This window comes from Kitasatospora sp. NPDC089913, assembly GCF_044748625.1.
Classification (GTDB): Bacteria; Actinomycetota; Actinomycetes; order Streptomycetales; family Streptomycetaceae; genus Kitasatospora.
Genome location: NZ_JBIVGI010000006.1, coordinates 146,689 through 173,565 on the forward strand (window position 1 = coordinate 146,689; position 26,877 = coordinate 173,565).

A 26,877-nucleotide genomic window follows, 5' to 3' on the forward strand; every position below is an offset into this window, starting at 1 on the left:
CCGATGACACTCAAGGAACCGATCACCCTCGCGGAGGCCCTCGCCCCGCCGGTGGTGGACTACCCGCAGGACGGATCGGTGCGCCCGGTGCGGCGCCACGTGTGGGAGCCGGTGGAGACCGCCGCCCTCCCGCCGGGCGCCGCCCCCGGGCTGCGCGGGCGCTCGATCGCGGTGGTCGGTGGCCGGGAGGCCACCGCCGCCGCGGTCGCCGCGGCGCTCACCGCGGCCGGGGCGGCGGTGCACCGGCTCGCGCCGCCCGCCGAGGGGCAGCGCGGCGGCTTCGCCGAGGCCGCGGCGGCCCTGTTCGCCGCGGCCGGGCGGATCGACGGGATCGTCGACCTCAACCTCGAGGAGCCCTTCGACCGCAGCGGCCCGGACGGCTGGGAGGCACCGTTCCGGCAGACGGTCGCGATGCTCCAGGCCTGCTTCGCGGACTGGATCACCGAGACCGACGCGGTGCGGCTGTTCTACCTCCCGGTCACCTGGCTGGGCGGTCGGATGGGCTTCGGCGCGGACCGGGTCGAACAGCCGCTCGGCGGTCTGTGGGCGGGGCTCGCCAAGGGCCTGCCCCGGGAGGTCCCGAACTGCAACATCAGGATCCTCGACCTCACCGCCGAGCACTCCGCGGAGGAGATCGGCGAGCTGGTGAGCCGGGAGCTCTACCGCTGGGGCGCGTTCGAGATCGGCCACCACGGCGGCCGCCGCTACAGCCTGCGGGCCCGCCACGCCCAGCCCGCCCCGCCGGTCCGCGCGCTGCGGCCCGGCGACACGGTGGTGATGTCCGGCGGCGGGCGCGGCATCGGCTACGCGCTGGCCCGTTCGCTCGCCGAGGAGTTCGGCGCGCGGGTGGTGGTCAGCGGTCGCGGCGCGGTGCCCGACGCGGCGGCCGTCCCGGCACTGGCCCTCGACGAGCGGGAGTTCCGGCGGTACCGGGACGAGCGGCTGCGGGAGGCCGTGGCCGCACGCCGGGTGCCGCAGGTCCGCGGCGAGCTGGAGAAGCTGGCCCAGGAGCGGGAGCTGTGGGCCAACCTCGCCCGCGCCCGCGAGGACGGTCTGCGGATCGACTACGTGCAGTGCGACATCACCGACCCCGAGCAGGTCGCCCGGCTGGTCGACGAGGCCGGCGACCGGCTGGCGGGCGTCGTCCACAACGCGGGCGTGGACGTACCGGTGCGGCTGCCGGGCAAGACCGAGCAGATCGTCTCGCTGGTCGTCCGGGTCAAGGTCGGGGGCTTCCTCAACCTGCTGCGCGCGGTGGCGGACCGGCCGCCGCTGGCGTTCTTCTGCAGCGTCGGCTCGCTGACCGGCCGCTGGGGCGGCATGGTCGGCCAGCTCGACTACGGTGCCGCCAACGAGGCGCTGAGCCGGCTCGGGCTGTGGGCCTCGCAGGACGGCGAGCAGTCCGGCCGGGTCCGGCGGACGCCGGTCTCCACGGTCTGCTGGCCGACCTGGGAACGCCTCGGGATGATCACCAACTACGAGGCCACGCTGCGCTACATGTCGGCGGTGGACGTCCGCGAGGGCCTGTACCACTGGAAGCGGGAACTGTTCTCCGGCGGCAGCGGCGAGTCGACGTTCATCGGCGCCGTCGGTCCGGCGATGCTGCCGTCCGTGCTGCGCGGCTACCAGCAGGACACCGGGCTGCCCGGGATCGAGCGGCTCGCCGCGAGCCGCTACTACCTGGGCGAGCCGCTGGACTTCCGGCCGTACGCCGCGCTGACCACGGAGCACCTGCTGACGGCCGGGGAACTCCCGTGCTGCGACGACTTCCGGGTCGGCGGCGAGCCGGCGCTTCCGGTCTCGCTCTGCCTGGAGTACCTGCGGGCGGCCGGCGACTGGGTGCTGCCGGAGAACGGGGACCAGCTGCGGTTCGCCGAACTCCGGGACCTGGAGGTGGACCTGGCGGAGCTGACGGTCGGCCCCGGGCGGCGGACGGCGGTGCTGACCCGGCACGCCGAGGGCCGCTGGTCGCCGGACGGCGACTGGCGGGTCGCGGTCACCCTGGAGCGGGAGGGCCGGCGGCTGGCCGGCGCCGAACTGGTCTACCGGGCCGGTGAGGTGCCGTCGGAGCGGGCGGTGCTGCCGCCGACCGGGGCACTGGGCGCGGAGGACGTGGCCCCGCCCGCGCCGGGCGGCGCGCTCGCCTGGAGCGGGCACGCCTTCCGGCTGGCCGCCTGGCAGCGGGACGCGGTGGGCGGCCGGCTGTACGGGCGCGCGGAGCCGGGGCGGACGGCCGATCTGCTGCTGGCCTCGCCGGCGCCGGGTTCGGCCCTTCCGCTCCACCAGTTGGAGAACCTGCTGCGGGCCGCGTGGCTCGCCCGGGCCGACACCTCCTCGGCCGGGCCGGTCCGCCGCCTCACGGTGGAGCGGCTGTCCGTCGCGCCTTCGGCCGGGGAGAGCACCGTCCTGCTGGTCGGCACCCCGGACGGCCGCGACTGGACCGGCTACCACCCGGTCGAACTCTTCGAACCGTGCCCGGTGGTGCTCCGGGTGACCGGCCTGCGCCACCACTGACACCGGACGGTCCGAGGCCGGCCGTCCGGTACCCGACCAATCCACCGTGCCCCGGGGCACGGCACGACACCACCAGGGGGATCCGTTGACCACGATCGTTGACCGGTCGAAGGCCTATTGCGTCGTGGGCGCCGGGGCAGGTGGGCTGTCCGCCGGAAAGAACCTGCGGGAGTTCGGCATCGAGTTCGACGTGATCGAGCGAGCCGACGACGTGGGCGGCAACTGGTACGGCGGCAACACCTACAGCGCCGCCTACGACTCGGTGCACCTGATCACGTCCAAGCCCTACATCCAGTACGACGACTTCCCGATCCCGGCGCACTTCCCGACCTACCTCGGCCGGGAGCACGCGCACGCCTATCTGCGCTCCTACGCCGAGCACTTCGGGGTGTACGAACACGTCGAGTTCAACCGCACCGTCGAGTCGATCGAGCGCCGGGACGGCTCGCCGGACTGGTTCGTCACCCTCGACGGCGGCGAAGTCCGCCGCTACGCCGGGGTGGTGATCGCCAACGGCCACAACTGGAGCCCCCGGTACCCGGAATACCCGGGCACCTTCGACGGGAAGATCCTGCACTCCTGCGAGTACCGCGACCCCGAGCCGCTGCGCGGCAAGCGGGTGCTGGTGGTCGGCGGCGGCACCTCCGGCTGCGACATCGCGGTGGAGTCCTCCCAGAACGCCGCGTCCACCTCGCTGAGCATCCGCCGGGGCTGCTACTACTGGCCGAAGTACCTGTTCGGGATGCCCACCGACGTGCTCTACGAGAACGTCCTGAAATGGCGCATGCCCCGGCCGGTGGTGCGCTTCTTCGGTAGTCTCTTCCTGCGGCTGAACAGTGCCGGACGGCCGGAGCAGTACGGACTGCCGAAGCCGTCGCACAAGCTGCTGGAGGAGCATTTCGTCATCAATTCGACGCTCCTCTACCACTTGGGGCACGGTGATATCGGGGCGAAGCCGGACATCGCCGAACTGCGCGGGGACCGGGTGAAGTTCAGCGACGGGAGCGAGGAGGCGTACGACGTGATCGTCTACGCCACCGGCTACCGGATGACCGAGTTCCCGTTCATCGACCGCAAGTACTTGAACTGGAACGGGCGCACTCCGCAATTGCATCTCAGCGCCTTCCACCCCGAGTACGACAATCTTTTTGTCATCGGTTACTTCCAGACTTCCACCGGCAACTGGCCGATCATGGATTACCAGTCCCAGCTCATGGCCCGCTACCTGCACCTGCTGCGCACCGACCCGCGGCGGGCGTCCTGGTTCAAGCAGGCCAAGGCCACGCCGATGGCGGCGGCCGAGCTGAACGGCGGCATCCAGTACTACGACTCCGAGCGGCACTGGCTCCAGGTCGAGCACTTCTCCTACCGGGCCCTGCTGCGCAAGCTGGTCCGCCGGATGAACGCCGACCCGTCGCCCGCCGCGCGGAACCGGGGCACCGCGGGCGGGGCGGGCGGTTCCGGCACCGGTTCCGGTTCCGGCTCTGCGGAGCAGGCCGACCTGCCGGCGGCGACCCGGCTGAGGAGCCACGCATGATGGACCTGATCGCACGGTTGGCGAACCGGCACGCCCGGGTGATGGTGCTGTGCGCCGTGCTGGTGGCCGCGGTGGCGGCCTTCATCGGCGCGCCCGTCGTCACATCGCTGACCGGCGGCAACCCGGACTTCGTCACCCCGGGGTCGGGCAGCGTCCGGGCGGACGACCGGATCGGCGCGGCCACCGGCATCCAGAGCGACGGCGGCATCATCGCCCTCGTCGACACCGGTGCCCCGGTGGACGACCCCCGTACCCGGGAGGAGGTCGACAAGGTCGCCGGGCTGATGGCCGGGGACCCGACCTTCGCGGACGTCCTGACGTACTACCGGACCCAGGACAGGAACCTGGTCTCCCGGGACGGGCGGCGGACGATCGTGGTCGGCCGGCTCAAGGACAGCGCGGAGGACCACTACCAGGACGCCGTCGACCGGCTGTCCGACCGGCTCGACGGCGATGCGGCGGTCAAGCTCGGCGGCAGCGAGGTGGTCGGCAACCAGGTCGTCAGCACCGTCCAGCACGACCTGGAGCGGGCCGAACTGCTGGCCTTCCCGGTGCTGTTCCTGCTCTCGCTGTGGATCTTCCGCAGCCTGGTGGCCTCCGCGCTGCCGCTGGTCATCGGTGGCCTGAACGTCGTGCTGACCCTGTTCGGGCTGCGGGTGGTCGACCAGTTCACCCCGATGTCGATCTTCTCGCTCAACCTGGTCACCGCGCTCGGCCTCGGCCTCGCGATCGACTACAGCCTGCTGATCGTGTCCCGCTTCCGCAGCGAGATGACGGTCGAGCCCGACATCGACCGGGCGATCCGGGTCACCCTGCACACCGCGGGCCGCACCATCCTGTTCAGCTCGCTCACCGTGAGTGCCGCGATGGCCTCGCTGTTCGTCTTCCGCCAGCGCTTCCTCTACTCGATGGCGGTCGGCGGCCTGCTGGTCTCCGCCTCGGCGCTGCTGGTCGCGCTGCTGGTTCTGCCCGCGATGCTGCGACTGCTCGGCCGGCACATCGACTTCCTGGCCCCGGCCCGGTTCCGCCGCTCGCTGGAGGCGCCGGAGAACACCGACGGCGGCTGGTTCGCGCTGGCCCGGGGGGTGATGCGGCGGGCCCCGCTGGTCGCGATCGGCGCCGGCGCGCTGCTGGTGCTGCTCGGACTGCCGTTCCTGAAGGTCGCCTTCACCACCGTCGGTCCGGCCTCGCTGCCCACCAGCACGAGCAGCCGCTCGGTCGCCGACACCCTGCGCGCCGAGTTCCCGGCCGACCCGCTGGAGTCCGTGCAGGTCGTGGTCGCGGCCGGCGGCGACACGGCGGGCGCGCAGCCCCGGATGGACGCGCTCCGCGACCGGATCGCGGCGCTGCCCGGCGCGGCCGCCGCCACCCCGGCGGTGGCGCTGAACGCGGACACCTGGTTGGTCCAGGTCACCCCCCGGGAGCCCGGCCTCAGCGGGGAGAGCCAGACCCTGGTCAAGGACGTCCGGGCGCTCTCCGGCCCGGACGAGGTCCTGGTCGGCGGCCAGACCGCCACCTTCGTCGACCTGGAGGACAGCCTCACCGGACGGCTCCCGGCCGCCGCGCTGATCGTCTTCCTCACCAGCATGCTGGTGCTGCTGCTGATGACCGGCTCGCTGGTGCTGCCGCTCAAGGCCGTGCTGATGAACCTGCTCACCCTCGCCGCGACCTTCGGCATCCTGGTCTTCGTCTTCCAGTGGGGCCACGGGGCCGGGCTGTTCGGCACCGAGGCGCAGAACGCGCTGGACGCCACCCAGCCGGTGCTGCTGTTCGCGATGGTCTTCGGACTCTCCACCGACTACGGCGTGTTCCTGCTCGCCCGGATCAAGGAGGCCAGGGACGCCGGGGTCGGCGAGGCCGAGTCCGTGGCCCAGGGCCTGGGCCGCACCGGCCGGGTCGTCACCGCGGCGGCGGTGCTGTTCTGCGTCGCCCTGGGTGCGCTCGCCACCTCCGAGATCGTGTTCATCAAGGAACTCGGGCTCGGCACCGCGCTGGGCGTGCTGTTGGACGCCACCATCGTCCGGGCGCTGCTGGTGCCCTCGTTGATGCGTCTGCTCGGCCAGTGGAACTGGTGGGCCCCGGCTCCGCTCCGGTGGCTGTACGAACGATTCGGGCTCCGTGAGGGCGAGGCACCGCCGCTGGCCGTCGAGAAGTCGTAAGGTTTTGACGCACCGTCACCACTATCGACCGGCCTTGCTACGACCAGAGGTGGAAACGTGTACCACGCCATTGTCCGGCGCAATCTCCGCAATTCGTTCGCCGACGTCAACCGCGGCAACTATGCAGCCATCGTGCGGCAGTTCACTCCCGACGCGGAGCACTGGTTCTCCGGTGCGCACGCGCTGTCGGGCAGCCGCGACACCGCCGAGCAGATCCAGCGGTGGTACGACCGGCTGGCCGAGGTCATGCCCGACCTGCGCTTCGAGCTGAAGAAGGTCGTCGCCAAGGGCTGGCCCTGGGACACCGTCGCCTTCGCCGAGTGGGTCGACCACCTGACCGACCGCGAGGGCAACAAGTACTCCAACCAGGGTGTGCACGTGGTGCGGATCAAGTGGGGCAAGATCACCGAGCTGCACATCTACTGCGACACCGAGCTGCTGGAGTCGGTGCTGGACAAGCTGGGCGAGCAGGGCGTCGGCGAGGCCGTCGCCACGCCGGTCGGCAGCCCCGGCCCGTTCCGCGAGGCGCGCGTCGGCAGGTGACGCGCGCGGGTACACCGACGCGGGCGGTCCGGTGCTACCGGGCCGCCCGCGTCGGCGTTCGGTGAGCGTTCGGCCGGTGTTCGGTCGGCATGCGGCGCGGGTGGGTGCGGGGCGGGTGCGGGTGGGTGCACTTTGCAAAGTGACACTTTGCAAAGTGCACCCACTGTGAATGCCGCCTGACCTGCAACGCATCGGACCCGTGCAGACTTTGCAAAGCGTGCACTTTGCAAAGTCCACGGGCTTTGCAAAGTGCACGTACGAGGCCCGCGCCGGAGCGGGGAGCGGCCGGCCGGGCTCCGGCCGGGGGTCAGCGCACCGGCCGGGGGTCGGCGCAGGGGGGAGTGGGGACGATGAACGCGCAGGATCCGGAAGTGGTCGAGCTGTGGCTGCTCGAGGCCGCCACCGTGCCGGTGGGACCGGCCGAGCTGGACGGCCTCGACGAGGAGGAGCACCGGCGGGCCGGGCGCTTCGTCCGGGATGCCGACCGGGCCGTCTACCTGGCCGCGCACGTCGCGCTGCGGCACGTCCTCGGCCGGCGACTGGGGCTCGCCCCGGCGGAGCTGGCCTTCGGCCGGGAGCCGTGCCCCGGCTGCGGCGAACCGCACGGGCGGCCGCGGCTGGCCGGAGCCCCGGCCGGAGCCCCGCACTTCTCGCTCTCCCACGGCGGCGGCCGGGTGCTGATCGGCCTCGCCGGTGCCCCCGTCGGGGTGGACGTGGAGCCGTTGCCCGCGGCCGACAGCGTGGAGGTGCTCGCCACGACACTGCACCCGGCCGAGCGGGCCGAACTGGCGGACGTCCGTCCGGCGGACCGCCCCGGTGCGTTCGCCCGGCTGTGGACCCGCAAGGAGGCCTATCTCAAGGGCCTCGGCATCGGGCTCGGGCGCCCGCCCGCCGCCGACTACCTCGGCACCGCCGATCCGGTCCGCCGCCCGGCCGGCTGGGCCGTCAGCGACGTGCCGGCGGGGCCCCGGCACGCCGCCGCGGTGGCGCTGGCCGGGGGCGGTACGGCCGTGGGCCACCGGCTGCGGCACAGCCTGGGCTGACGCCCGCCGTGCTGCGGCGGCCGGCAGTGGGCGGTTGGTGCTCGGCGGCAGCGGTCAGCGGTCGGTGCTCGGCGGCAGCGGTCAGCGGTCAGCGCTCGGCACTCGGCGGCCGGCGGCCGGACCTGTGGCCGTCCGGGTCGAGGAGCAGTCCCTCGGTGCCCGGGGCGACCGAGGCGCTGAGGCCGGCCAGGCGGGCGCCGGGGTGGTGGACGCGCAGGTAGGCGTTGCAGAGGGCGCGGGCGGTCGACTCGGACTCGGCGAGGGTCGGGAGCGCGAGGAAGAGCACCACTTCGGCCGAGGTGGTGCCGCCGTCGACGTAGATGTGCTCGACCCCGGTCGGCCGGGGGAGGGCGCGCCGGAGTTCGGCGGCGCCGGGGGCGCCGTCCGGGAAGTCGAGTCGGGCCAGGATGAGGTGCATCGGGATTCCGGCCGGGGTCGGTCGCGCTGGAGCCGACCCCGGCGATAGAGGTCAACAGATGTGAGGATAAACGGAACTGACGCTCAGTCGAGCACGAAGCCGTTGCCCGGTCGGTCGGCCCGGCTGCGGCGGTTGTCCAGGTGCACGAAGGTGCGGTGCAGCCAGCGGTCCCGGCCGTCGTAGCGCGGCTCGAACGACGTCCGGCCGTGCACGGACAGCCGGTTGTCGACGAAGGCCATCTCGCCCGGCTGGAGCACCAGCATCGCGCCGACGTCCAGCAGCGCGTCGCGCAGCACCTCCAGGGCGGCGCGGCCGTCCTCGTCGAGCGCGGTGGTGGCGCTGAAGTCGACCCGGATGTCGGGGTCGTCGGGGTCGCCCTCCAGCACGGCGTGCTGCGGGGTGGCGTCACCGGCGGAGAACGACGGCGGCGGCTCGGTGACGAAACGCGACGCGCGGAGCACCGCGGCGACCTCGTCCGGGACCAGCAGCAGCGCCCGCCGGATCGAGGAGACCAGCGTCCCGGCGGTGCCGGTGTGGTCGTTGCGCAGGCAGAGCAGGCTGACGTAGTCCGGGCGGCGGGGGTGGAAGGCGTTCTCGACGTGCAGTTCGAGCAGGGTCGAGCCGGCGTTGCTCTGCGACTCCTCGCGGCCCGGCACCGGGACGACGTTCTGCACCAGGGCGCCGGACTTCTCCTCCCGGTAGGCGATGACCTCGCCGAGCGCCAGGCTGATCAGCGCCGAGACGGCCGCCTGCGGCGTGGCGGCGCGCTCGACCGACTCCGGGACGGTCGGCGTCAGCCGCATGGCGTCCTCGAAGACCGGCAGGTTGCGCAGGATCAGCAGCCCGTCCGGGCCCGGGTCGTGGCGGTAGTCGCGGATCTCCTCCAGGACGCGGACCGGCAGTCGGCAGGCGAGCTTGCGGGCGGCGTCCATCCAGGCCCGCTGGTCGACCAGCTGCGGCGGCACCTGGGCGAGGGCCTCGGCGAGCCCGGCGACCTCCCGGCGCTCCTGGTCGGTCAGGGTCAGGCCGGTCGTCGCCTGGATCGGCGCCGGAAGGGCTGTGGTCATGGTGCGGTGTCCCTCTCAGTGGGTCTGTGCGGACTGGACTGCGGGCGGGGCTTCGGACTGCGCTGCGGGCGGGGCTTCGGACCGGGTCGCGGGCCGCCCCGCCCCGTGCTGCGGGGTCGTTCGGAGCCGGAGGTCGGACCGCAGACGGCCGGTGATGCGGCCCAGCAGTTCGGCCTCCAGGGCTTCGAGGTAGAAGTGGCCGCCGGGGAAGACGTTCAGCTCGAAGGCGGACCCGGTGGTCGCGGACCAGGCCCGGGCCGCCTCGACGGCGCAGACCGGGTCGTCGTCGCCGGTGCAGGCGACGACCGGGATGCCGGTGGTTGTGGTCGTGGTGGCCCGGTAGTGGGCGAGCAGGCGGAAGTCGGCGCGGATCCCCGGCATCAGCAGCTCGCGCAGGGCCGGGATCCGCAGGGCGTCGGTCGAGTCGCTGCCCAGCGCGTCGACCAGCGCGAGCAGGTCCTCGTCCGTCGCCGGGCGGAGGGCGGAGTGGTCGACGAGGTGCGGTGCCGGCGACCCCGAGACGAACAGCCGGACCGGCGGCGGCGCCTCCGGATCGGCGGCCAGCCGGACCGCCACCTCGTACGCCACCAGGGCGCCCATGCTGTGGCCGAAGAGCGCCACCGGGACGCCGCGGAGCGGCCCCAGCGCGGCCGCGACCTCGTCCGCCAGCTCGGCGACACCGGCCGGGAACGGGTCCCCGATCCGGTCCTGCCGCCCCGGGTAGCAGACCGCCAGCACTTCGACGTCCGCCGGCAGGTGGCGGTGCCAGGTCCGGTAGGCGGCCGGGCTGCCGCCCGCATGCGGGAAGCAGACCAGCCGGAGCCGGGGCGCGTCCACCCGGTGCCGGCGGCGGAACCAGCGGGCGGCGGCCGGGGGGAACGGGGCCGGTGCCGTCATGCGCCCTGCTCGCGGGCGGTCGCCTCGTCGACGGCCTGCTGCCAGAGCCGGCCGAGGGTGCGCTGCCCGGACCAGACGGTCGCCAGCAGGTGGCGGACCAGCTCGCGGCCGCCGGCGCCGTTGCTGAGCAGCACCGCGCCCGTGCCCGAGCGGGCTCGCAGGCCGGTCATGGCCTGGTAGCCCAGCGCCTGTCCGCCGTGGCCGAACTCGAGGTCGGCACCGGTGCCGTCCAGGATGGTGCTCCAGCCGTAGTTGCGGCCGCCCAGCGGCGTGAGCATCCGGTGGACCAGCTCCTGGCCCACCAGGGCGCCCGGTCGCCCGAGGTAGCAGCGGCGGATCTCGGCCGCGAGCCGGGCCAGGTCGGCGGCGGTCGTCCACAGCCCGCCGGCCGCCGCCTCCGGGTGGACGACGAAGCCGTCCGGGACGGGCGTGCCGTCCGCGGCGTGCCCCCGGGCGAAGGGCCGGCCGGCGGTGTCCGGGAGGACCGGGTCGAAGCCGCTCGCCGTCATGCCCAGCGGTTCGAGCAGCCAGTGCCGGGCGAGCTCCGGGAAGGTGGTGCCGGTGGTGTCCGCCATCGCCTGCTGGAGCACGGAGAAGTTCAGCGGGTTGAGCCGGAACACCTCGCCCGGCGCGTCCGCCCGTCGCACCGGCGGGGTCTTGGCCGGGGCCCGCCCGTTCAGGACCTCGAGCAGGTCGGGGAAGGGCTCGTGGCGGGGGTAGTTGTCGTCGAGCGGCGGGTGCGGTGCGAGGCCGGAGAGGTTGGACAGCAGGAGTCGCGCGGTGACCGGACCGGTGCTGTTGCTGTTGCCGTTGCCGGTACCGGGAGCACCGGCGGGCAGCTGCCAGGAGGTGAGGTACTCGTTGATGTCCCGGTCGAGATCGAGGACGCCCTCGGAGGCCAGGCGCAGGACGAGGAAGGTGGTGGCGTGCTTGCTGATCGACCCGGCGGGGAAGAGCGTGTCGGCGGTCACCGGGGTGGGGTCGTCGGCGCCGAGCACGCCGTAGGTGCGGACGGAGGTCACCTCGCCGTGCTCCAGCAGCGCGATGCTCGCGCCGGGGACGGCGTGGCGGGCCATCAGTCCGGGGACCGGGTCGATGGGGGCGGTGGCGGCAGTGGTCGGGCGGGGGGTGCTCGTGCTCGTGCGGAGGTGGGTGCTCAGCTCGGCCAGCTGCTCGTCCGCGAGCCGGTGGACGGTCCCGGCCGTGTGGACGGCGGGCCGGTACGTCCAGCGGAGGTAGAGGCTGCCGTCCTGGACGTGGGCGTCGACGTGGAGGAGGTGGGCCGGGGAGGCGTCCGGGGCGAGGAGGCCGGGGGCGATGACGAGGTCGTCCCCGGCGGCCGGAGCCGGGACGGCCGGGGTCCAGCTGAAGCGGACCCGGGCCGGGGGCAGCGCGGCCAGCTCGGCGGCGAGGTCGAGGTCCGGCGCGAGGTGGCGGAGCAGGCCGTAGCCGTGGACGGGTGCGGGAAGTGCCCGCAGCTGGCGGGACACCGCGGCGACCGTGGCCGCCGTGTCGCGGTCCGCCGGGAGGCGCAGCGACACCGGGTGGGTGTCGGCGAGGGGGCCGACCGTCCGTGACAGCGCCGGGCCGAGGTCCGGGTCGTGGCGCGGGTCGGTGAGGACGTCGATCTCGATCCGGTCGCCGCCCGCCCAGCGTGCCAGCGTGCGGCCGAGGGTGGCGAGCACGGGGTGTGCGGGCCGCGGGTCGGCGAGGAGGACGGCGGTCAGGTCGGCGGGCAGGACGGTGACGGTGGTGGCGGTGGCGGTGGCGGTGGTGACGTCTTCGTGGTTCGGGCGGTCGGCCGGGAGGGCGGTGGCGGGCGGGCGGGCGAGCCAGCGTTCGCCCTGGTCGAGCAGTTCGGGGGAGAGCGCCTGCTCGGCCAGCTGTCCCGCCCAGGCCTGCCACGGCGTGGCGGGTGCCGGAAGGACCGGCTCCTCGCCCGAAGCGAGTTGCCGGTAGGCGGAGTCGAGGTCCTCGGCGAGCACCTCGAAGGAGCCGGCGTCGGCGGCGAGCACGTGGACGGTCAGCCACAGCTCGTCGGGCTTGCGGTCGTCGACGCGCACCAGGGTCGCCCGGACCGTGCGCGCCCGGCTCGGGTCGAGTGCCGCCCGTGCCTCGTCCAGCGCGTCGGCGATCGCGGACTCGTGGCCGGTGGCCGCGGTGCCGCGCAGGTCGAGGAAGCGGAACAGGTCGCCGGGAACCTCGGCCACTGGCCGGAGGACGGGCGGCCGCGCCTCGGTCACCAGGGCGGAGCACAGTACCCGGTGGTGCCGGACGACGGATTCCCATGCGCCGGCGAGCAGCGCCGGTTCGGCCTGTGCGCTCAGGGGGAGGCGGACGGTGCGGCTCGCGTCGGCGGTGCTGCTGAGGGTGCGGTGCTGGCTCGGGGTCAGCGGAAGGTCCAGCGGAAGGCCCTCGGCGTCCGGTTCGACGGTGACCACGGTGACCATGGTCGCCAACTCGGCCAGGGAGGTGGCCTGGAGGATCATCCAGACGGCGAGCGACAGCCCCGCCTCGCGGCAGGCCGCCAGCACCTGGACGGCGCGGATGGAGTCGCCGCCGAGGGCGAAGAAGTTGTCGGTGCTGCCGACGCGCGGCACTCCGAGCACCTCGGACCAGACGGCGGCGAGACGTTCCTCCGCCGGTCCGCGCGGGGCGACGTACTCCTCGGTGTCGAAGGCGTCCGGATCGGGGGACGGGAGCGCGCGGTGGTCGACCTTGCCGTTGGCGGTGAGGGGGATGCGGTCGATCGGCTGGTAGGCGGTGGGGACCATGTACTCGGGGAGCGCGGTGCCGAGGTGTTCGCGTACGGCCGCCGTGTCCAGTGCGACGCCGTCGGCCAGGAGCAGGTAGGCGACGAGGGACTTCTCGCCGGATCCGAGGGTGCGGACGGCCGCGACGGCGTCGCGGACGTGGGGGTGTTCGCGCAGGCGGGCTTCGATCTCGCCGAGTTCGATGCGGTAGCCGCGGATCTTGACCTGGTTGTCGATGCGGCCGAGGGTTTCGAGGGTGCCGTCGGGGAGGAAGCGGGCGAGGTCGCCGGTGCGGTAGAGGCGGGAGCCGGCCGGGCCGTGGGGGTTGGGGAGGAACTTCTCGGCGGTCAGGTCGGGGCGGCCGAGGTAGCCGCGCGCCAGGCCGGCGCCGTCGATGTAGACCTCTCCGGCGACGCCGATCGGGGTCGGCTGCAGGTCGGCGGTGAGGACGTACATGCCGGTGTTGGGGATCGGGGCGCCGAGCGGGATCGCCTCGGTCGCGGGGAGGGTGTCGATGGTCAGACCGGAGTTGCCGATGGTGATCTCGGTGGGGCCGTACTCGGTGGCGACCTTCGTGCCGTCGGCGCCGGCGAGCTGCTGCCAGCGCTCGGCGAGGGAGACGGGGAAGTTGTCACCAGCCGCGATCACCACACCCGCCAGGTCGCGGGCCTGGTCGGCGGTGAGCTGGTGGGTGAGCAGGTCGAGGTGGCCGGGGGTGAGCTTCACGAAGCTGAACGGACCCGCCTCGGCCAACGCCGCACCGAGGGAGGCCGTGTCGAGACTGTCGGGGAGCAGGGTGACGGCCTGGCCGCAGATGAGCGGCGTGAACAGGTCCGGGATCCCCAGGTCGAAGGAGATGGAGGAGAACAGCGGAGCACCACCGGTGCCGTGCGAGGCGTACTCGTCCACCGTCCAGGCCAGGTAGTTCACCAGACCCGCGTGCTGGACCATCACACCCTTGGGACGACCCGTCGAACCCGAGGTGTAGATGACGTACGCGAGCTGCGCGGGGTCCGTCGCACGGGCGGGGGCGGCTATTGGTCCTTCGACCAACTCGTTCACCAGCAGCGTGGTGCCCTCGAACGCACTCACGGTGTCCGTGACGAGGATCTGCGCGCGGGTGTCGTCCAGGATGAACGCGCGCCGCTCCGCCGGGAGGGTCGGGTCGAGCGGCAGGTACGCCGCACCGGCCTTCCAGATGCCGAGGAGGACGGGCACCAGCTCGGGGCCGCGCTCCAGGCACACACCGACCAGCGAGTCGGCGACCGCACCGGCCGCGAGCAGGTGGTGCGCCACCTGGTTCGCCCGCTCCTCCACCTCACGGTAGGAGAGCCGGACGGCGCCCGCGACGATCGCGACGGCATCGGGCGTCGCGGCAACCTGCGCCTCGAACAGGTCCAGCACCGTCCCCGTCGGCCGCTCCACGCGACCGCCCGAAGCCCAGTCGCCCAGCAGCGCTCGCTCGGCGTCCGCCAGGAACACCGCACTCGCGTCCCCGTCCGGATCGGCCGCCATGGCCTCCAGCACCGAGCGGTACATCCCGCCCAGCCGCTCCAGGTTCGCCCGCCCGACCACATCGGTGGACGAGAGGAGGCTGAACGTGCCACCACTCGCGATGGCGGTGAGCGCGAACTCGTTGCTGCCGTCGCCCATGGTGGCGGAGGTGTCGACGGTGTCGGTGTCGACCTGATGGAAGTCCAGGTACTCGAACAGGACGGTCAGCAGCTCACGCGAGTTGCCGGCCGCCCGCTGGATGGCGGGCAGGGGGTAGCGGCGGTGCGACCAGATCTCGGTCTCCTGCCGGTACACCCCCTCCACCAGCTCGCGCCAGGTACGGGCGGCGCCCGAACGGGCCGGGAACGGGAGGGTGTTGAGGTGCATGCCGAGCACCCGGTCCGCACCCGGCGCCTCCAGCCGGCCGTGATAGACCACACCCGTGTGGAAGGACTCCTCACCCGACACCATGCCCAGCACCTTCAGGTGCGCGGCCAGCAGCACACTCTTGAGCGACGTCCTCGCCGAGGCCGCCAGCGCCCGCAGACCCTCCTCGAGGTCCCCGTACTCCACCCGGAGACCGTGGTTCCGCACCTCGGCCGACGGGTCGGCCCAGGAGGCGGGGACGGCGGCGGGTGTGTGCCGGTCCAGGACGTCCTGCCAGAAGGACTGGTCGGACTCGCTGCTCAGCGAGGCCTGCTCGGCCGCGATGAAGTCGGCGAAGCGGACGGCCGGTTGGGCGTGCGGCGTGGGCTCGTCGCCGTCGCGGAGGGCGCGGTAGCAGTCGAGCAGTTCCATCAGCAGCGAGTTGAGCGACCAGCCGTCGGCGACGGCGTGCTGATAGCCGACGGTGAGGCGCCAGGCGTCGTCGGCCTCGACGTGGACGGTGACGCGCAGCAGCGGCGCGTTCGTCGTGTCGAAGCCCAACGCGTGCTCGGCGTCGACGAACTCACGTGTGATGTCGGCCTGTTGCTGTTCCGTCAGTCCGCGCACGTCGTGGACGGCGAGCGGGATCTCGGCGTGGGCGTGGACGAGCTGGAGCGGCTGGGCGTAGCCGGTGAGCGCGACCGAGGTGCGGAGGATGTCGTGGTGGGCGACGACGGTGGCGAGTGCTTCGCGCAGCGCGTCGGCGGAGAACGGCTGCGCGTCCGGGATCCGGAAGGAGTTGATGTTCTGGTAGACGTGCTCGTCGCCCGAGGCCAGCATCTCGACCAGCATGCCGGTCTGCACCTGCGACAGCGGGTACGCGTCCACCACGTCGGCCGGGAGCCGTTCGCGGTCACGGTCGCCGATGAGGGCGAACGGTGCCACGGCCGCGATCAGCGAGTGGCCGGACGCGCGGCCGTCGAGGTGGGTGGCGAGGGTGGCGACGGTGCGGTGCTCGAAGACGTCGGGGATCGACACGTCGTACCCGGCGGCCCGCAGCGCGCCGACCAGGCGCACGGCCCGGATCGAGTCACCGCCGAGGTCGAAGAAGCTGTCCTCGGCGCTGACCTGCGGGAGTTCGAGCACCTCGGACCAGACGGCCGCCAGGCGTTCCTCCACCGGTGTGCGGGGGGCGACGTACCGTTCGGCGGCGAACGCGGCCAGGTCGGGGGCGGGGAGGGCGCGGTGGTCGACCTTGCCGCTGTTGGTGAGCGGGACGCGTTCGATCGTGACGAAGGCGGCCGGGACCATGTACTCCGGCAGGTCGGCGGCCAGACGGGCGCGGAGTTCCGACGGTTCGGGGGCGGCGCCGTCGTTCGCCGGGACGAGATAGCCGACGAGGGACTTCTCGCCGGCGTCGGTCTCGCGGACCGTGACCACGGCCTCTCGGACGCCGGGGTGGGCGGTCAGCACGGCCTCGATCTCGCCGAGTTCGATGCGGTAGCCGCGGATCTTGACCTGGCTGTCGATGCGGCCGAGGCATTCGAGGGTGCCGTCGGGCAGCACCCGGGCGAGGTCGCCGGTGCGGTAGAGGCGGGAGCCGGCCGGGCCGTAGGGGTTGGGGACGAACGTGTCGGCGGTGAGGCCGGGGCGGCCGAGGTAGCCGTGGGCGAGGCCGTGGCCGTCGATGTGGAGCTGGCCGGTGACGCCGTCGGGCACTCGGCGGAGGTCCTCGGTGAGGACGTAGGTGCCGGTGTTGGCGAGGGGCCGGCCGATGGAGACGGCGGCGGCGTTCTCCGGGATCTCCCAGTAGGTGGACCAGATGGTGGTCTCGGTGGGGCCGTAGACGTTGACCAGCCGCTGGACCTTGTCCTGAAGGTCGGCGGCGAGCTGGACGGTCACGGGTTCGCCGCCGGCGAGGGCGGTGACGGCGTAGTTGTCGAAGCCCGCGGCCAGCAGCAGGCGCCAGCCGGAGGGGGTGGCCTGGACGTGGGTGACGCGGTGGGCGTCGACCAGCTCGACCAGCGCGGCGGCGTCCTTGGCCTCGGCGTCGGAGGCGAGGACGACGCGGCCGCCGGTGGTGAGCGGCAGGTGGAGTTCGAGGCCGGAGATGTCGAAGGAGACCGAGGTGGAGGCCAGCCAGGTCGCGCGGCGGGCCGGGGCGATGGACTCGTGGACGGAGCTCAGCAGGTTGTGCAGGGCACCGTGGCTGATCATCACGCCCTTGGGGCGGCCGGTGGAGCCGGAGGTGTAGAGGACATAGGCGAGCTGGTCGGGGTGGGTGGCGGCCGGCTCGCCGTCGCCGTCGCCGTCGCCGTCGTCGGCTTCGGCGTCCAGGAGCAGGCGGGTGCCGGTGAAGCCCTCGGTGCGGGCGAGGTGCGCGGACTGGGTGACCAGGACCGGGGCCCCGGCGTCGATGAGCATGTAGCCGATGCGGTCGGCGGGCAGGGCCGGGTCGAGCGGCAGGTAGGCCGCGCCCGCCCGCCAGATGCCGTACAGGGCGGGGAGCAGGTCGGGACCGCGGTCGAGGCAGACGCCCACGATGTCGCCGGGCCGCACGCCGGCGGCGCGCAGCCGGGCGGCGATCAGACGGGCGCGGTCGTGGACGTCCTGGTACGACAGCTGCACGTCTCCGGTGACCACGGCGACCGCTTGCGGCCGGGCCGCGGTCCGGGCCGCGAACAGCTCGGCGGTGAGTGCGTGGGTGCTCGCTTCGAGCCGCGATCCTGACACGGGGACTTGCTCCACTTCGGAGGTGGTGGGGGGCGGTGGGGTGCGCGTCAGTTCGCGGCGGCGGAAGTGTCGGTGTCCATGTGCCTGCGCAGGCTCAGCGGGCGCATGTCGGTCCACACCTCGCCGATCCGGGCGAGGCACTGCTCCTGGGTGCCGGCCGTGCCCTCCCGGCGCCAGCCCGCGGGCAGGGGGCGGTCGGCCCACCAGATCGAGTACTGCTCCTCGTCGTTGAGGACGACCAGGTGGGTCGGCGACTGCGGGTCGACGTTCAGCTCGGCCATGGCCGGTTCCCCGATCATTTGAGGCTGGTGGGCGCGGGTGCGGGCACGTCGCGGTCCGGCCGCGTCCCCGCACGGGAGGAGCGGCGGAAGGGAAGGCCCCGGATGCGCGGAGGCGAGGCGGGCGGCCCGCACGCTCGCACGTGAGGTGTGCAAGGAGTCTCCGGGGGCCCGCTATAGGGGCTCTATACGGAGGGAACGGACCGTCGGCGCAGGAAGTCGACCCGGTCGACTTCCTGCGTGGGAGTCACCGGGTGATCGGAGTTCGCGGGAGTGGGGACGGCGGGCTGTCGGGCGGAGTAAGGAGTCGGCCAGTCCGACTTCCCACTCCGGGTGCTCAGCGGGATTCACCGGCGGGGATCGTGGTGGCCGGGGGAGAATCGGGCGCATGCGTGCTCTGATCATCACCGCCGGTTCACGGGGAGACGTCGTGCCCTTCACGGGGCTGGGGCGGAGGCTGCAAGAGGCGGGGCACGAGGTCGTGGTGGCCGCGCATGCGGGGTTCGCGGGGCTCGTCGGGGGGTGCGGGCTGGGGTTCCGGGCGGTGCCGGGGGATCCGCAGGGGCTGATCCGGGACTGGGCCCGGGCGGGGTCGCGCGAGGAGGTGCGGGCGCTGACGCGGGCGTACGCGGACGGGATCGGCGACGGGGTGGCGCGGGCCGTGGAGAGTGGTGTCGATGTGCTGCTCACGGCCTTCGGGCCGGCGCCGCTCGCCCGGGCGGCGGGGGAGGCGCTCGGCATCCCCGTGATCGGTACCTACCTCGTACCGTCCGTCCCGACCGGGGAGTTCTCTTTGCCGAACGCGCGCGGTGAGGCGGGCGCGGACCGGGAGGGCAATCTCGCCGTGGGCCGGGAGGTGGTGCGGCGGGCGGAGGCGGTCTTCGAGGGCGCCGCCACCCGGTTGCGGGCGCGGTTCGGGCTCCCCGCCGAGGCGCCCTCGGCGGGGAGCGGTGTCCGGCCGGTGTTCCACGGCTTCAGCCCGTCGGTGCTGCCGCGCCCCGCGGACTGGCCGTCCTGGGTCGGCGCGGCCGGCTACTGGTGGCCCGCCCGGCCGGACGGCTGGCAGCCCCCGGCGGAGCTGGTCGACTTCCTCCGGGCGGGCCCGCCGCCGGTGTTCATCGGCTTCGGCAGCATGGCGGTGGGGGAGGGCGAGCGGCTCGGCGAACTGGTGGCCGGAGCCGTGGAGCGGGCCGGTGTGCGGGCGGTGGTGCAGGCCGGCTGGGCCGACCTGGACGCCTTCGGTACCGACATCCTGGCCGTCGGCGACGTGCCGCACGACTGGCTGTTCCCGCGCACCGCCGCCGTCGTCCACCACGCCGGGGCGGGCACCACGGCCGCCGCACTGCGGGCCGGCGTGCCCGCCGTGCCCGTCCCCGTCATGGCCGACCAGCCGTTCTGGGCGGCCCGGCTGTGCGAGCTGGGCGTCGCGCCCCGGGCGCTGCCCTTCGCGGACCTCACCGCCGAGGCCCTCGCCACCGCGATCACGGACAGCCTCACCGACCCCTCCTACGGCCGCCGCGCCGCCGACCTCGCCCGCGCCATCGCCACCGAGGACGGCGCGGCACCGTTGCTCGCCCACCTCGGCCGGGTCACGGCGGGCTGACCGGCGGCTGTGTCAGAACGAGGTGAGCAGGCTTCGATCAAGATCCTTAGTCCGCGACGGGAATTCTTCGAAGTTCAGGTGGACGGGTGCTTTCCCGACTCCCTAGCTTTTTAGCTGCCGGTCCGATCGGCCGGCTCTTGAGGAGGCGATCACCATGGCCGAACGCGCCAATTTGACGCGTCTGACCGGTAGGTTCGACGGTCCCGTCTGCGATGACGACGACTGTCCGAACATCTATGCCACCGATCGAGGAACCTTCGTGGTGCAGGGCGATCGGTTCGGTGCCCTCGCCGTTCCGGCAGGTGAGGCAGCGGTGGAGATTCCCCGTCACATCCTGGAGGAGGCAGTCCGTGCTCTTGGATGGTGACCAGTGGCGCAGGCACTTCGACGGGTACCGGCACAGCGCGTTCCGTCTCGAAGCGCAGCCCCTCTACACGATGCCGCGCGAGGCCGAGAACGTCGCGCGATTCCTGCGGGGAGAGCCGAAGCCGGTCGAGCACAACGCGGCGTGGCACACGCGAGTGCGGGGCTTCGTCTCCTCCGGTCGGACGATCGGGCGGGTGCGAGTAGTGCGGCAGCCGTTGACCGACTACCAGTGCTACCAGTTCGCCTGGGGCATCCCTGGCAACATCGCCGCAGGCGAGGACATCCGGATCCTGGACGTCACCGAACGGGACTTCGGCATCCCGCTCCAGGACTGGTGGATGTTCGACGAATCCTCGGTGGTGCGGCTGAACTTTCGTGCCGACGGCACGCAGATCAACCGGGAGTTGGCCGACGACCGTGCGGAGGAGTGCCGGGAAATGAGGCGAACCGCACTCGCTCATGCGGTGCCCTTCGCAGAGTATGTGAAAGCCCACGAATGACGCTGGAGCCGGATCGGCTCGGCCGCTCAAAACGGGACCTGGCCGGGATGCTCCGAGAACTGCGACTGCAAGCCGGTCTCACAGGAGACCGGCTTGCAGTGCGTTGCGGAATCAGCCAGAGCAAGATCAGCAAGATCGAGACGGGCAGGGTGATACCCGGTGTCGTCGATGTTGAACGCATCCTGTGGGCGCTCAAGGTGCCCGAAGAACTCGCTCGCGACATCACTGCGCTCGCCAGAATCGCGAACACCGAGTGGCAGGACAAGCGCATCTCCTGGCGGCGCGGGACGGCGAGGCGGCAAGCGGAGCTGAAGGCCCTGGAATCCGACGCTACCGAGTTGCGCTACTTCCTCCCTGCGATGATCACGGGGCTGCTTGCGACTCCTGAATACATGGATGCCAGTCTTGGGTACTCGGCCGGTGATCGTGCGGCCGTCGTCCTCCGCAAGATCGAACGTCAGGCAGTCCTCTACGACGAGTCCAAGACGTTCACCTTCGTCCTGACCGAGCAGGCGGTCAGGTGGGCTCTGCTTCCGCCGCTGGCCATGGGAGTGCAGATCGACCGATTGGTCTCGCTGTCCCGCTTGCCGAGCGTTCGCCTCGGCGTGCTGCCGATCGGACGGTTTTTGCCCCGTGGGCCGATGAACACATTCACGATCTACGACAATCGCCTGGTCACCGTGGAGACCTTCACCGGCCGGATCGTTTTCCGCGACCCCAAGGATGTCGGCCGGCACCGAGAGATTTTCGACCTGTTCGAGGAGGCAGCGGTGTTCGGCTCTGCGGCGCGGGGCGTGCTCGCCGATTGGGCCGAGGCGTCCCGTCGGTGAGGCTCTCCCGGGAGGAGGGTTCATGCATGTACGGGAATGCTCTTGCGAGGGCAGAATTTGACTCCTTACGGTGAGATCGCAATTGCGGACAGTTGTTTCCGTCTGTGATGCGCACTGACCCGAGGAGGACGCAGATGACGAAGACGCCTGCAGCGCCGTGGGGTACGACGAGAATGAGCCCGTTCGAGCCGGCCGCTCCCATCCCCATGACCCCGCCGATGGTCGACCCCGAGACCCAGATCGCCGTAATCGTCGACGAGGGCGGTCGAGTGGTCGAACTGGGAACGCACGGCACCAGTACGAACGGCCTCACGCCCACCAGCACCGGTCTGGGCGACGGGGCGAGTCCTGGCGGAGCGACGGATGTCGACAGTACCGAGTCCTATGACCAGGACCAGAGCTCGGACTGATGGCCGACACAAATGGGTCGGTGCTCGTGCTGACCAATGCGCAGGACGTGACGGCGGACCTCGTTCTGCGCGTCCTGGCAGAGCGGGCTGTTCCGGCAGTCCGGGTCGACCCCGGCCTCGATCTGCACACCGGATCCTCGTTGACCGCGTCGTACGGTCCGAGAGGCCGACGGGGCATCCTGCGGACGCCGAGCCGGAGTCTTGATCTGGCGACGGTGCGCTCGGTGTGGGTCCGGCGGCCCACGCGGTACGAGGGGCCGCCGGAACTCGACGGCCAGGATGCCGCTTTCGCGGCGGCCCAGAGCTTCTGGGGAGCCGGCGGCATTCTCGCTTCGCTGGCGGACGCGCACTACGTCAACCATCCCTGGGCCAACCGAGCGGCCGAGTACAAGCCGGCCCAACTCGCGGCTGCCGGGCGGCACGGATTCCGGGTGCCGGAGACCCTGATCACCAATGATCTGCCGACTGCCCGGGATTTCGTTCGGCGGCAGGTTGGCGGCGCGGTCTACAAACCGTTGTGGAACACCGCCTACACCGTGCAGGGCCGCCCGCACCAGGTGTGGGTGCGGGCGGTGGGTGCGGCCGAGCTGACCGTCGGGGTCGAGCATTGCCCTCACCTCTTCCAGGCCGTGGTGGGAAAAGCGTTCGACGCGCGGGTGACCGCAGTCGGCGACCGGCTGTTCGCGACCCGGATAGACAGCCCCGACCTCGACTGGCGCCGACGGCAGGACCGGATGGTGTGCACGCCGGTCGATCTGCCCGGAGCTGTTCGCGAGGCCGTCGCTGCGTACCTCGCAGAGTTCGGGCTGGTGTACGGCGCGTTCGACTTCGCGGTGACGTATTCGAGGGAGTGGCACTTCCTGGAATGCAACCCCAACGGCCAGTGGGCCTGGCAACCCCCTGAAACCACCGCGGTGATCGCGAGGGCGATCGCCGATCTCCTGGAGAGAGGGCGTGACGTATGACCACGTCTGCACGACTTCGTGCCACGCTGGTCGAGCAAATCGGTGCGAACGGCGTTCTGGTCGAACATGCATGGCGCGACGCGGCGCTTGCCGTAGCGCGCGAACTGTTTGTCGACTCGTACTTCTCTGCGATCCCGGAGAGCATGCCGACCGCCTATCGGACGGTCCGCCGGGGCGACCCGGGATGGCTGGAGGGGATCTATGCCGATCAGACCCTCATCACGCAACTGGACGGCACGATCTCGCCAGGATCGGGCAGCGATGGCGACGGCAGAGTGATCGGATCACCGACGTCCTCTTCGACTTTGCCCTCGTTGGTGCTGGCCATGTGGCAGCAGTTGGGTGTCGAGCCCGGGCACCAAGTGCTGGAGATCGGTACCGGAACCGGGTACTCCACCGCGCTCGGTGCGTATCGGCTCGGGGACGCCGCCGTGACGAGCATCGAGTTCGACCCGGTAGTAGCGGAGCGGGCGGCGGCTGCGCTCAAGGCGGCGGGTTCTGCACCCAGGCTGGTTGTCGGAGACGGTCTGCGCGGTGATCCGCACGGTGGTTCCTACGATCGGCTGATCGCCACCTGCTCGGTCCGCCACCTCCCGATTCCCTGGCTCTTCCAGGTGAAGCCCGGGGGGCGGATCCTGGTCACCCTCTGCGGATGGAGTTATGCGTCAGGGCTGGTACTGCTCAATGTCACCGAGCCGGGGCGGGCCACTGGACGCTTTCTGCCCGGCTGCACGAGCTTCATGATCGCTCGCGCGCACGAGCGGCCCGCGAGATCCGGGCTCACGCTGCTCTCGGGAGAGCAGCGGGCCTCCCGGATAAATCCATCGATCATCGGCACGTGGACCGGCAGTTGGGTGGCTCAACTCGCTGCCCCGTCCGCTGAACGAATGGGCGGGGGCGATGAGCAGACACTCGTGGACGTGGCCACCGGTTCGTACGCCCGGACCGCACCGGACCCGGACGGTGGCTGGACCGTCCGGCAGCGCGGGCCGTTGAGACTCTGGGACCAGGTGGAGCGAGGTGTCGAAGCCTGGCAAGCCGTCGGTGAACCGCACCAGGAGGGATTCGGGATCACTGTGTCGGAGATCGGTCAGCGGGTCTGGATCGGCGCGGAGGACGGTCCCGGCTGGGATCTGCCGATCTGACAATGCGGTTGTGGCGGCCGCCTCGCTCAAGGTCGAGCGAGGCGGCCGTTGCGGTACGGATCAGAAGAGGTCGGCGAGGCGTTGCCACCAGGGGGTGGGGCGAGGGGGTGCGGGGTCGGTGAGCACGGGGACGAAGGTGCTCTCGATGGGGGTGTCCCATTCGAGCAGGGTGGCCGGGAACCAGGTGACCGGCTTGGTGTCGTCGCGGGCGTTGGCCCAGGTGGCGACGCGTTCGGCGGTCGCGCGGTCGGGGAGCATCCCGCGGTCGTTGGTGGTGATGCCGAGCCGGCGGACGGCGTCGTCGTGGAGGTCGTTGCAGAGCCAGGTGTGCAGGATGCCCCAGTCGTAGCCGAGCACCTCCCAGCCCAGGGTGCGGCCGCCCTCGGCGGGCTCGGGGGTGGGGTCGGGGCCGTCGAGGTGGGCGAGCAGGACGGGTTCGTCGGTCTCCGCCTCGCGGATGTCGGTGACGAACGCGTGGACGTGGTCACCGGGGACGAGCAGGGCGAAGAGCCGGGCCTCGGCGGGGACGGCGACGGTCGCGCAGGCGGTCAGGGCCTCGGTCGGGGTGGCGAACCAGCAGTCGTCCTGCGGGAGCCAGTCGATCAGGCAGTTGGAGGCGGTGGTCAGCAGCTCGGTGCGGGGAATCCCGGAGCCGCTCAGGGGCCCGGGCACGCCGACGAAGTAGCCTGCGAGCAGGGGCTCGGTGGTGTGGGGCGTGGCGGGCCGGCGGGGCCGGAGCAGTTCGGGGAGGGCTTCGCCGGGGAGTGGCGAACGGCCCTCCGCGAGGTGGAAGAGGTAGTTGCGGAGGTACTTGTTCAGCCCCCCGTCGAGGTGGGCGAGGTAGTCGCGCAGCCCCTGCGCGGCGTCCCGGTAGTGCGCCCGGTGCTCGCCGCGGACCCGGGACCAGCGGGCGGAGGTCGTGACCGCCCACTCGCGCACCCGACCGCGCTCGTGCCACCACTCGCGCACGGAGGCGTCGGTCCAGTACTCGTCGCCGTCCATGGCGAAGCCGCCGTGGCCGGCGAAGCAGCCGTTGAGGAGGTCGTGGGTCTGCGCGGCGTCGGTCGGCTGGCGGTAGACGAACTCCCGCCCGTCCAGCGGTCCGAACTCGTCGTCGTACGCGATGTGGAACGGCGCGTCCTGCCGTCCCGTCTGCATGCTGTCGGTGTCCGCCCCGTAGAACGGCCCGGGCACGTTGCGCCAGTTGCGGTCCGCCCAGAGTCCGCCGAACTGGTCCAGGTGCGGACGCTCGGCGAGCAGGCGCCGGGCGGTGGGCAGCGGGTCCCAGTAGCCGCCGGGTGTGCGGGTGGTCCCGTCGTCCATGGGAGCGGTCCGTTCTGTGGTGCTGAGCAGGGGGCCGGTGGCAGGCTCCCAGTGATATCAGAGCGGAGAAATCCCTGGTCGGGGCGGGTGGACACGGGGGTGCCCCTCGCTCCGGGGGAGCGAGGGGCACGGGTGCGGAGGGCGGCGGTCAGGCCTTGCGGATGTAGTAGCCGGTGCCGCTGCCGTAGCAGGCGTTGGTGCTGTAGGAGCTGGTGACGATCCAGCCCGCGGGGAGAGGGGAGAAGGAGCACACGGAGGCGGTGGTCTGGGTGGTGATCTTGGCGATGCTGTAGCCGACACCGGTACCGGCGCAGGCGTTGGTGCTGTACGACCAGGTCACGACCCAGTTCGGCGGCATCGGGGTGAACGAGCACACGGAGGCGCTGGTGGAGTTGGTGACGTTGGCGATGTTGTAGCCGACGCCCGTGCCGGCGCAGGCGTTGGTGCTGTACGACCAGGTCACGACCCAGTTCGGCGGGATGGGCGTCATGGAGCAGACGCTGGCGCTGGTGGAGTTGGTGACGTTGGCGATGTTGTAGCCGACGCCCGTGCCGATGCAGTTGTTGGTGCTGTAGGACCAGGTGATGACCCAGTTCGGCGGGATCGGCGACATGGAGCACACGCTGAGGCCGGTCATACCGTTCGAATCAGTGATGTTGTAGCCGACGCCGGTGCCCGGACAGGCGTTGGTGCTGTACGAGGAGGTGATGACCCACCCGGCCGGGACGGTGCCGTTGGAGCAGATGCTCGCACCGGCCGTGACCCGCTGCGTGGCGGCCTGGGCCGGCGCGGTCGCGGCGGTCATCAGGCCGAGGAGCATCAGGACGGCGGTTATCAGGTGCGGGACGTGCTTCCGTGCGGTCTTCATGTCGGGCTGGGATCCTCTCGACGTTCCACGGCTGCGCTCATGCAACCGAGACGAACCATTTGCTCACTGCCTGTTCGTCGAGGCTGAGATGGTGTCAGAGATGATGAAGTGACACCAGGGTGCAGTGTGACCGCCTCGCGAGGGCCCGTCAGAGCCTGCGAATGGTGTAGGCGATGTTGCTGCCCGCGCAGGTGCCGGTGCTGTACGAGCCCGTCACGACCCAGCCGGCGGGGAGGGGCGAGAAGGAGCAGACCGTGGTGGTGGTCTGGGTGGTGATCTTGGCGAGGGTGTAGGCGTAGCCGAACCCCTCGCAGGTGCTGGTGGCGTAGGAGCCCGTGATCACCCAGTTGGTGGGGATGGGGGAGTTGGAGCAGACCGTCACGTTGGTCAGGTTGCTGGTGTCGAGGATCGTGTAGATGTAACCGGCACCCGCGCAACCGTTGTTGCGGTAGGAGCCCGTGACGACCCACCCCGCCGGAATGGGCGAGTTGGAGCATATGGTCGTGCCGGCGGTGAGCCGCCGGGGGGTGGCCTGCGCCTGGGCGGATGCGGCGGTCATCAGCCCCAGGAGCAGCAGTACGGCCGTGATCAGGTGCGGGACGCGGGTCCGGAAGGTCGTCAAGGTCGGCCTCGGATTCTCTGGGTGGTCCCCGACTGCGCGGATGCAGCCGCGGCGAACCATTCGTTCACTGCCTGCCTGTCGCGGCTGAGATGGTGTCAGAAGTGTGAATACGGCACCAGGGTCCGGTGGCCGCGCTCTCCTCCCTCGGAGGTGCAAAGGGCGGCCCCCGCGCTCGGGTCGAGCGCGGGGGCAATCCAGGCAGGGGCAGTCGTCAGGCCTTGCTGATGGTGTAGGCGTAGCCGCTGCCTGCGCAGTTGCTGGTACTGAAGGAACTGGTCACGACCCAGCCGGCGGGGATCGGGGAGAACGAGCACACCGTGGCGTAGCTGATTCCGGTGGTGCTGGCGATGGTGTAGGCGTAGCCGCTGCCTGCGCAGTTGCTGGTGCTGTACGAGCTGGTGACGACCCAGCCGGTGGGAATGCGGGAGAAGGAGCAGACGGTG

General features: G+C 72.0%; 20 protein-coding genes and 1 pseudogene. 12 read left to right on the top strand and 9 right to left on the bottom strand.

Annotation, left to right across the window (positions count from 1 at the left end; genetic code table 11):
- The first annotated feature begins 3 nt into the window (after positions 1 to 3).
- From ACIPYS_RS12205 to ACIPYS_RS12225, 5 genes are all read left to right on the top strand, one after another.
- Entirely contained in the window at positions 4 to 2,514 is a 2,511-nt protein-coding gene (locus tag ACIPYS_RS12205) for a KR domain-containing protein (RefSeq protein WP_400745630.1), read from the top strand.
- Positions 2,515 to 2,599: 85 nt separating this feature from the next.
- The gene (locus tag ACIPYS_RS12210; protein ID WP_159424925.1) at positions 2,600 to 4,051 is read left to right on the top strand and encodes an NAD(P)/FAD-dependent oxidoreductase; all 1,452 of its coding nucleotides are present in this window, start codon (positions 2,600 to 2,602) and stop codon (positions 4,049 to 4,051) included.
- On the top strand, positions 4,048 to 6,210 hold the full coding sequence (locus tag ACIPYS_RS12215; RefSeq protein ID WP_400745632.1) for an MMPL family transporter: 2,163 nt from the start codon (positions 4,048 to 4,050) through the stop codon (positions 6,208 to 6,210). The genes ACIPYS_RS12210 and ACIPYS_RS12215 overlap by 4 nt, the downstream gene beginning before the upstream one ends.
- Before the next feature lie 57 nt (positions 6,211 to 6,267).
- Positions 6,268 to 6,753 carry a nuclear transport factor 2 family protein gene (locus ACIPYS_RS12220; RefSeq protein WP_400745634.1) on the top strand — a complete coding sequence of 162 codons (486 nt, stop codon included), beginning with the start codon at positions 6,268 to 6,270 and terminating at the stop codon, positions 6,751 to 6,753.
- A gap of 350 nt (positions 6,754 to 7,103) precedes the next feature.
- Positions 7,104 to 7,796, top strand: coding sequence for a 4'-phosphopantetheinyl transferase family protein (locus ACIPYS_RS12225; protein WP_400745636.1), 693 nt, complete (start codon positions 7,104 to 7,106; stop codon positions 7,794 to 7,796).
- A gap of 88 nt (positions 7,797 to 7,884) precedes the next feature.
- Here ACIPYS_RS12225 and ACIPYS_RS12230 read toward each other — a convergent pair whose 3' ends face one another.
- The 5 genes from ACIPYS_RS12230 to ACIPYS_RS12250 all read right to left on the bottom strand — a co-directional run bounded on the left by ACIPYS_RS12230 (position 7,885) and on the right by ACIPYS_RS12250 (position 17,805).
- Positions 7,885 to 8,214 (bottom strand): hypothetical protein, encoded by a 330-nt coding sequence (locus ACIPYS_RS12230; protein WP_400745638.1) that lies wholly within the window; start codon positions 8,212 to 8,214, stop codon positions 7,885 to 7,887.
- 83 nt (positions 8,215 to 8,297) lie between these two features.
- A complete protein-coding gene (locus ACIPYS_RS12235; protein ID WP_400745640.1) occupies positions 8,298 to 9,281 on the bottom strand; it encodes a TauD/TfdA family dioxygenase in 984 nt (327 codons plus the stop codon).
- A gap of 15 nt (positions 9,282 to 9,296) precedes the next feature.
- On the bottom strand, positions 9,297 to 10,178 hold the full coding sequence (locus ACIPYS_RS12240) for a thioesterase II family protein (RefSeq protein ID WP_400745642.1): 882 nt from the start codon (positions 10,176 to 10,178) through the stop codon (positions 9,297 to 9,299).
- Entirely contained in the window at positions 10,175 to 17,524 is a 7,350-nt protein-coding gene (locus tag ACIPYS_RS12245; RefSeq protein ID WP_400745644.1) for an amino acid adenylation domain-containing protein, read from the bottom strand. The genes ACIPYS_RS12240 and ACIPYS_RS12245 overlap by 4 nt, the downstream gene beginning before the upstream one ends.
- A gap of 47 nt (positions 17,525 to 17,571) precedes the next feature.
- The gene (locus ACIPYS_RS12250; RefSeq protein ID WP_400745646.1) at positions 17,572 to 17,805 is read right to left on the bottom strand and encodes an MbtH family protein; all 234 of its coding nucleotides are present in this window, start codon (positions 17,803 to 17,805) and stop codon (positions 17,572 to 17,574) included.
- A 385-nt stretch (positions 17,806 to 18,190) separates the two neighbouring features.
- On the opposite strand from ACIPYS_RS12250, the gene ACIPYS_RS12255 reads away from it, so the two are divergent.
- The 7 genes from ACIPYS_RS12255 (at position 18,191) to tgmC (ending at position 23,621) form a co-directional block, all read left to right on the top strand.
- Positions 18,191 to 19,405 (top strand): glycosyltransferase, encoded by a 1,215-nt coding sequence (locus ACIPYS_RS12255; RefSeq protein ID WP_400745648.1) that lies wholly within the window; start codon positions 18,191 to 18,193, stop codon positions 19,403 to 19,405.
- A 154-nt stretch (positions 19,406 to 19,559) separates the two neighbouring features.
- The gene (locus ACIPYS_RS12260) at positions 19,560 to 19,772 is read left to right on the top strand and encodes a hypothetical protein (RefSeq protein ID WP_400745650.1); all 213 of its coding nucleotides are present in this window, start codon (positions 19,560 to 19,562) and stop codon (positions 19,770 to 19,772) included.
- Positions 19,756 to 20,271, top strand: coding sequence for a DUF6879 family protein (locus ACIPYS_RS12265; protein WP_093860945.1), 516 nt, complete (start codon positions 19,756 to 19,758; stop codon positions 20,269 to 20,271). Before ACIPYS_RS12260 ends, ACIPYS_RS12265 begins: the two co-directional genes overlap by 17 nt.
- Positions 20,268 to 21,101, top strand: a complete 834-nt coding sequence (locus tag ACIPYS_RS12270) for a helix-turn-helix domain-containing protein (protein ID WP_400745651.1) — start codon at positions 20,268 to 20,270, stop codon at positions 21,099 to 21,101. Before ACIPYS_RS12265 ends, ACIPYS_RS12270 begins: the two co-directional genes overlap by 4 nt.
- A 134-nt stretch (positions 21,102 to 21,235) precedes the next feature.
- Entirely contained in the window at positions 21,236 to 21,511 is a 276-nt protein-coding gene (gene tgmA / locus ACIPYS_RS12275) for a putative ATP-grasp-modified RiPP (protein ID WP_400745653.1), read from the top strand.
- Positions 21,511 to 22,476, top strand: a complete 966-nt coding sequence (tgmB, locus tag ACIPYS_RS12280) for an ATP-grasp ribosomal peptide maturase (RefSeq protein WP_400745655.1) — start codon at positions 21,511 to 21,513, stop codon at positions 22,474 to 22,476. Before tgmA ends, tgmB begins: the two co-directional genes overlap by 1 nt.
- The gene (gene tgmC, locus ACIPYS_RS12285; RefSeq protein ID WP_400745657.1) at positions 22,473 to 23,621 is read left to right on the top strand and encodes an ATP-grasp peptide maturase system methyltransferase; all 1,149 of its coding nucleotides are present in this window, start codon (positions 22,473 to 22,475) and stop codon (positions 23,619 to 23,621) included. Before tgmB ends, tgmC begins: the two co-directional genes overlap by 4 nt.
- Before the next feature lie 60 nt (positions 23,622 to 23,681).
- On the opposite strand, the gene ACIPYS_RS12290 is transcribed toward tgmC, so the two are convergent.
- The 4 genes and pseudogenes from ACIPYS_RS12290 to ACIPYS_RS12305 all read right to left on the bottom strand — a co-directional run.
- On the bottom strand, positions 23,682 to 24,944 hold the full coding sequence (locus ACIPYS_RS12290) for a hypothetical protein (protein WP_400745659.1): 1,263 nt from the start codon (positions 24,942 to 24,944) through the stop codon (positions 23,682 to 23,684).
- 148 nt (positions 24,945 to 25,092) lie between these two features.
- Positions 25,093 to 25,812 (bottom strand): hypothetical protein, encoded by a 720-nt coding sequence (locus ACIPYS_RS12295; RefSeq protein WP_400745661.1) that lies wholly within the window; start codon positions 25,810 to 25,812, stop codon positions 25,093 to 25,095.
- A gap of 148 nt (positions 25,813 to 25,960) precedes the next feature.
- Positions 25,961 to 26,434: a hypothetical protein gene (locus tag ACIPYS_RS12300; protein ID WP_400745663.1), complete on the bottom strand. Its 474-nt coding sequence runs from the start codon at positions 26,432 to 26,434 to the stop codon at positions 25,961 to 25,963.
- A gap of 211 nt (positions 26,435 to 26,645) precedes the next feature.
- Positions 26,646 to 26,877, bottom strand: a pseudogene (locus tag ACIPYS_RS12305) (hypothetical protein); the annotation flags it as partial.

Excerpts from the sequence above, each read along its gene's own strand:
- ACIPYS_RS12205 (WP_400745630.1), top strand. The coding sequence starts at position 4 with ATGACACTCAAGGAACCGATCACCCTCGCGGAGGCCCTCGCCCCGCCG.
- tgmB (WP_400745655.1), top strand. The coding sequence starts at position 21,511 with ATGGCCGACACAAATGGGTCGGTGCTCGTGCTGACCAATGCGCAGGAC.
- ACIPYS_RS12225 (WP_400745636.1), top strand. The coding sequence starts at position 7,104 with ATGAACGCGCAGGATCCGGAAGTGGTCGAGCTGTGGCTGCTCGAGGCC.
- ACIPYS_RS12235 (WP_400745640.1), bottom strand. The coding sequence starts at position 9,281 with ATGACCACAGCCCTTCCGGCGCCGATCCAGGCGACGACCGGCCTGACC.
- ACIPYS_RS12255 (WP_400745648.1), top strand. The coding sequence starts at position 18,191 with ATGCGTGCTCTGATCATCACCGCCGGTTCACGGGGAGACGTCGTGCCC.
- ACIPYS_RS12290 (WP_400745659.1), bottom strand. The coding sequence starts at position 24,944 with ATGGACGACGGGACCACCCGCACACCCGGCGGCTACTGGGACCCGCTG.
- ACIPYS_RS12240 (WP_400745642.1), bottom strand. The coding sequence starts at position 10,178 with ATGACGGCACCGGCCCCGTTCCCCCCGGCCGCCGCCCGCTGGTTCCGC.
- tgmC (WP_400745657.1), top strand. The coding sequence starts at position 22,473 with ATGACCACGTCTGCACGACTTCGTGCCACGCTGGTCGAGCAAATCGGT.
- tgmA (WP_400745653.1), top strand. The coding sequence starts at position 21,236 with ATGACGAAGACGCCTGCAGCGCCGTGGGGTACGACGAGAATGAGCCCG.
- ACIPYS_RS12295 (WP_400745661.1), bottom strand. The coding sequence starts at position 25,812 with ATGAAGACCGCACGGAAGCACGTCCCGCACCTGATAACCGCCGTCCTG.
- ACIPYS_RS12260 (WP_400745650.1), top strand. The coding sequence starts at position 19,560 with ATGGCCGAACGCGCCAATTTGACGCGTCTGACCGGTAGGTTCGACGGT.
- ACIPYS_RS12215 (WP_400745632.1), top strand. The coding sequence starts at position 4,048 with ATGATGGACCTGATCGCACGGTTGGCGAACCGGCACGCCCGGGTGATG.
- ACIPYS_RS12230 (WP_400745638.1), bottom strand. The coding sequence starts at position 8,214 with ATGCACCTCATCCTGGCCCGACTCGACTTCCCGGACGGCGCCCCCGGC.
- ACIPYS_RS12270 (WP_400745651.1), top strand. The coding sequence starts at position 20,268 with ATGACGCTGGAGCCGGATCGGCTCGGCCGCTCAAAACGGGACCTGGCC.
- ACIPYS_RS12250 (WP_400745646.1), bottom strand. The coding sequence starts at position 17,805 with ATGGCCGAGCTGAACGTCGACCCGCAGTCGCCGACCCACCTGGTCGTC.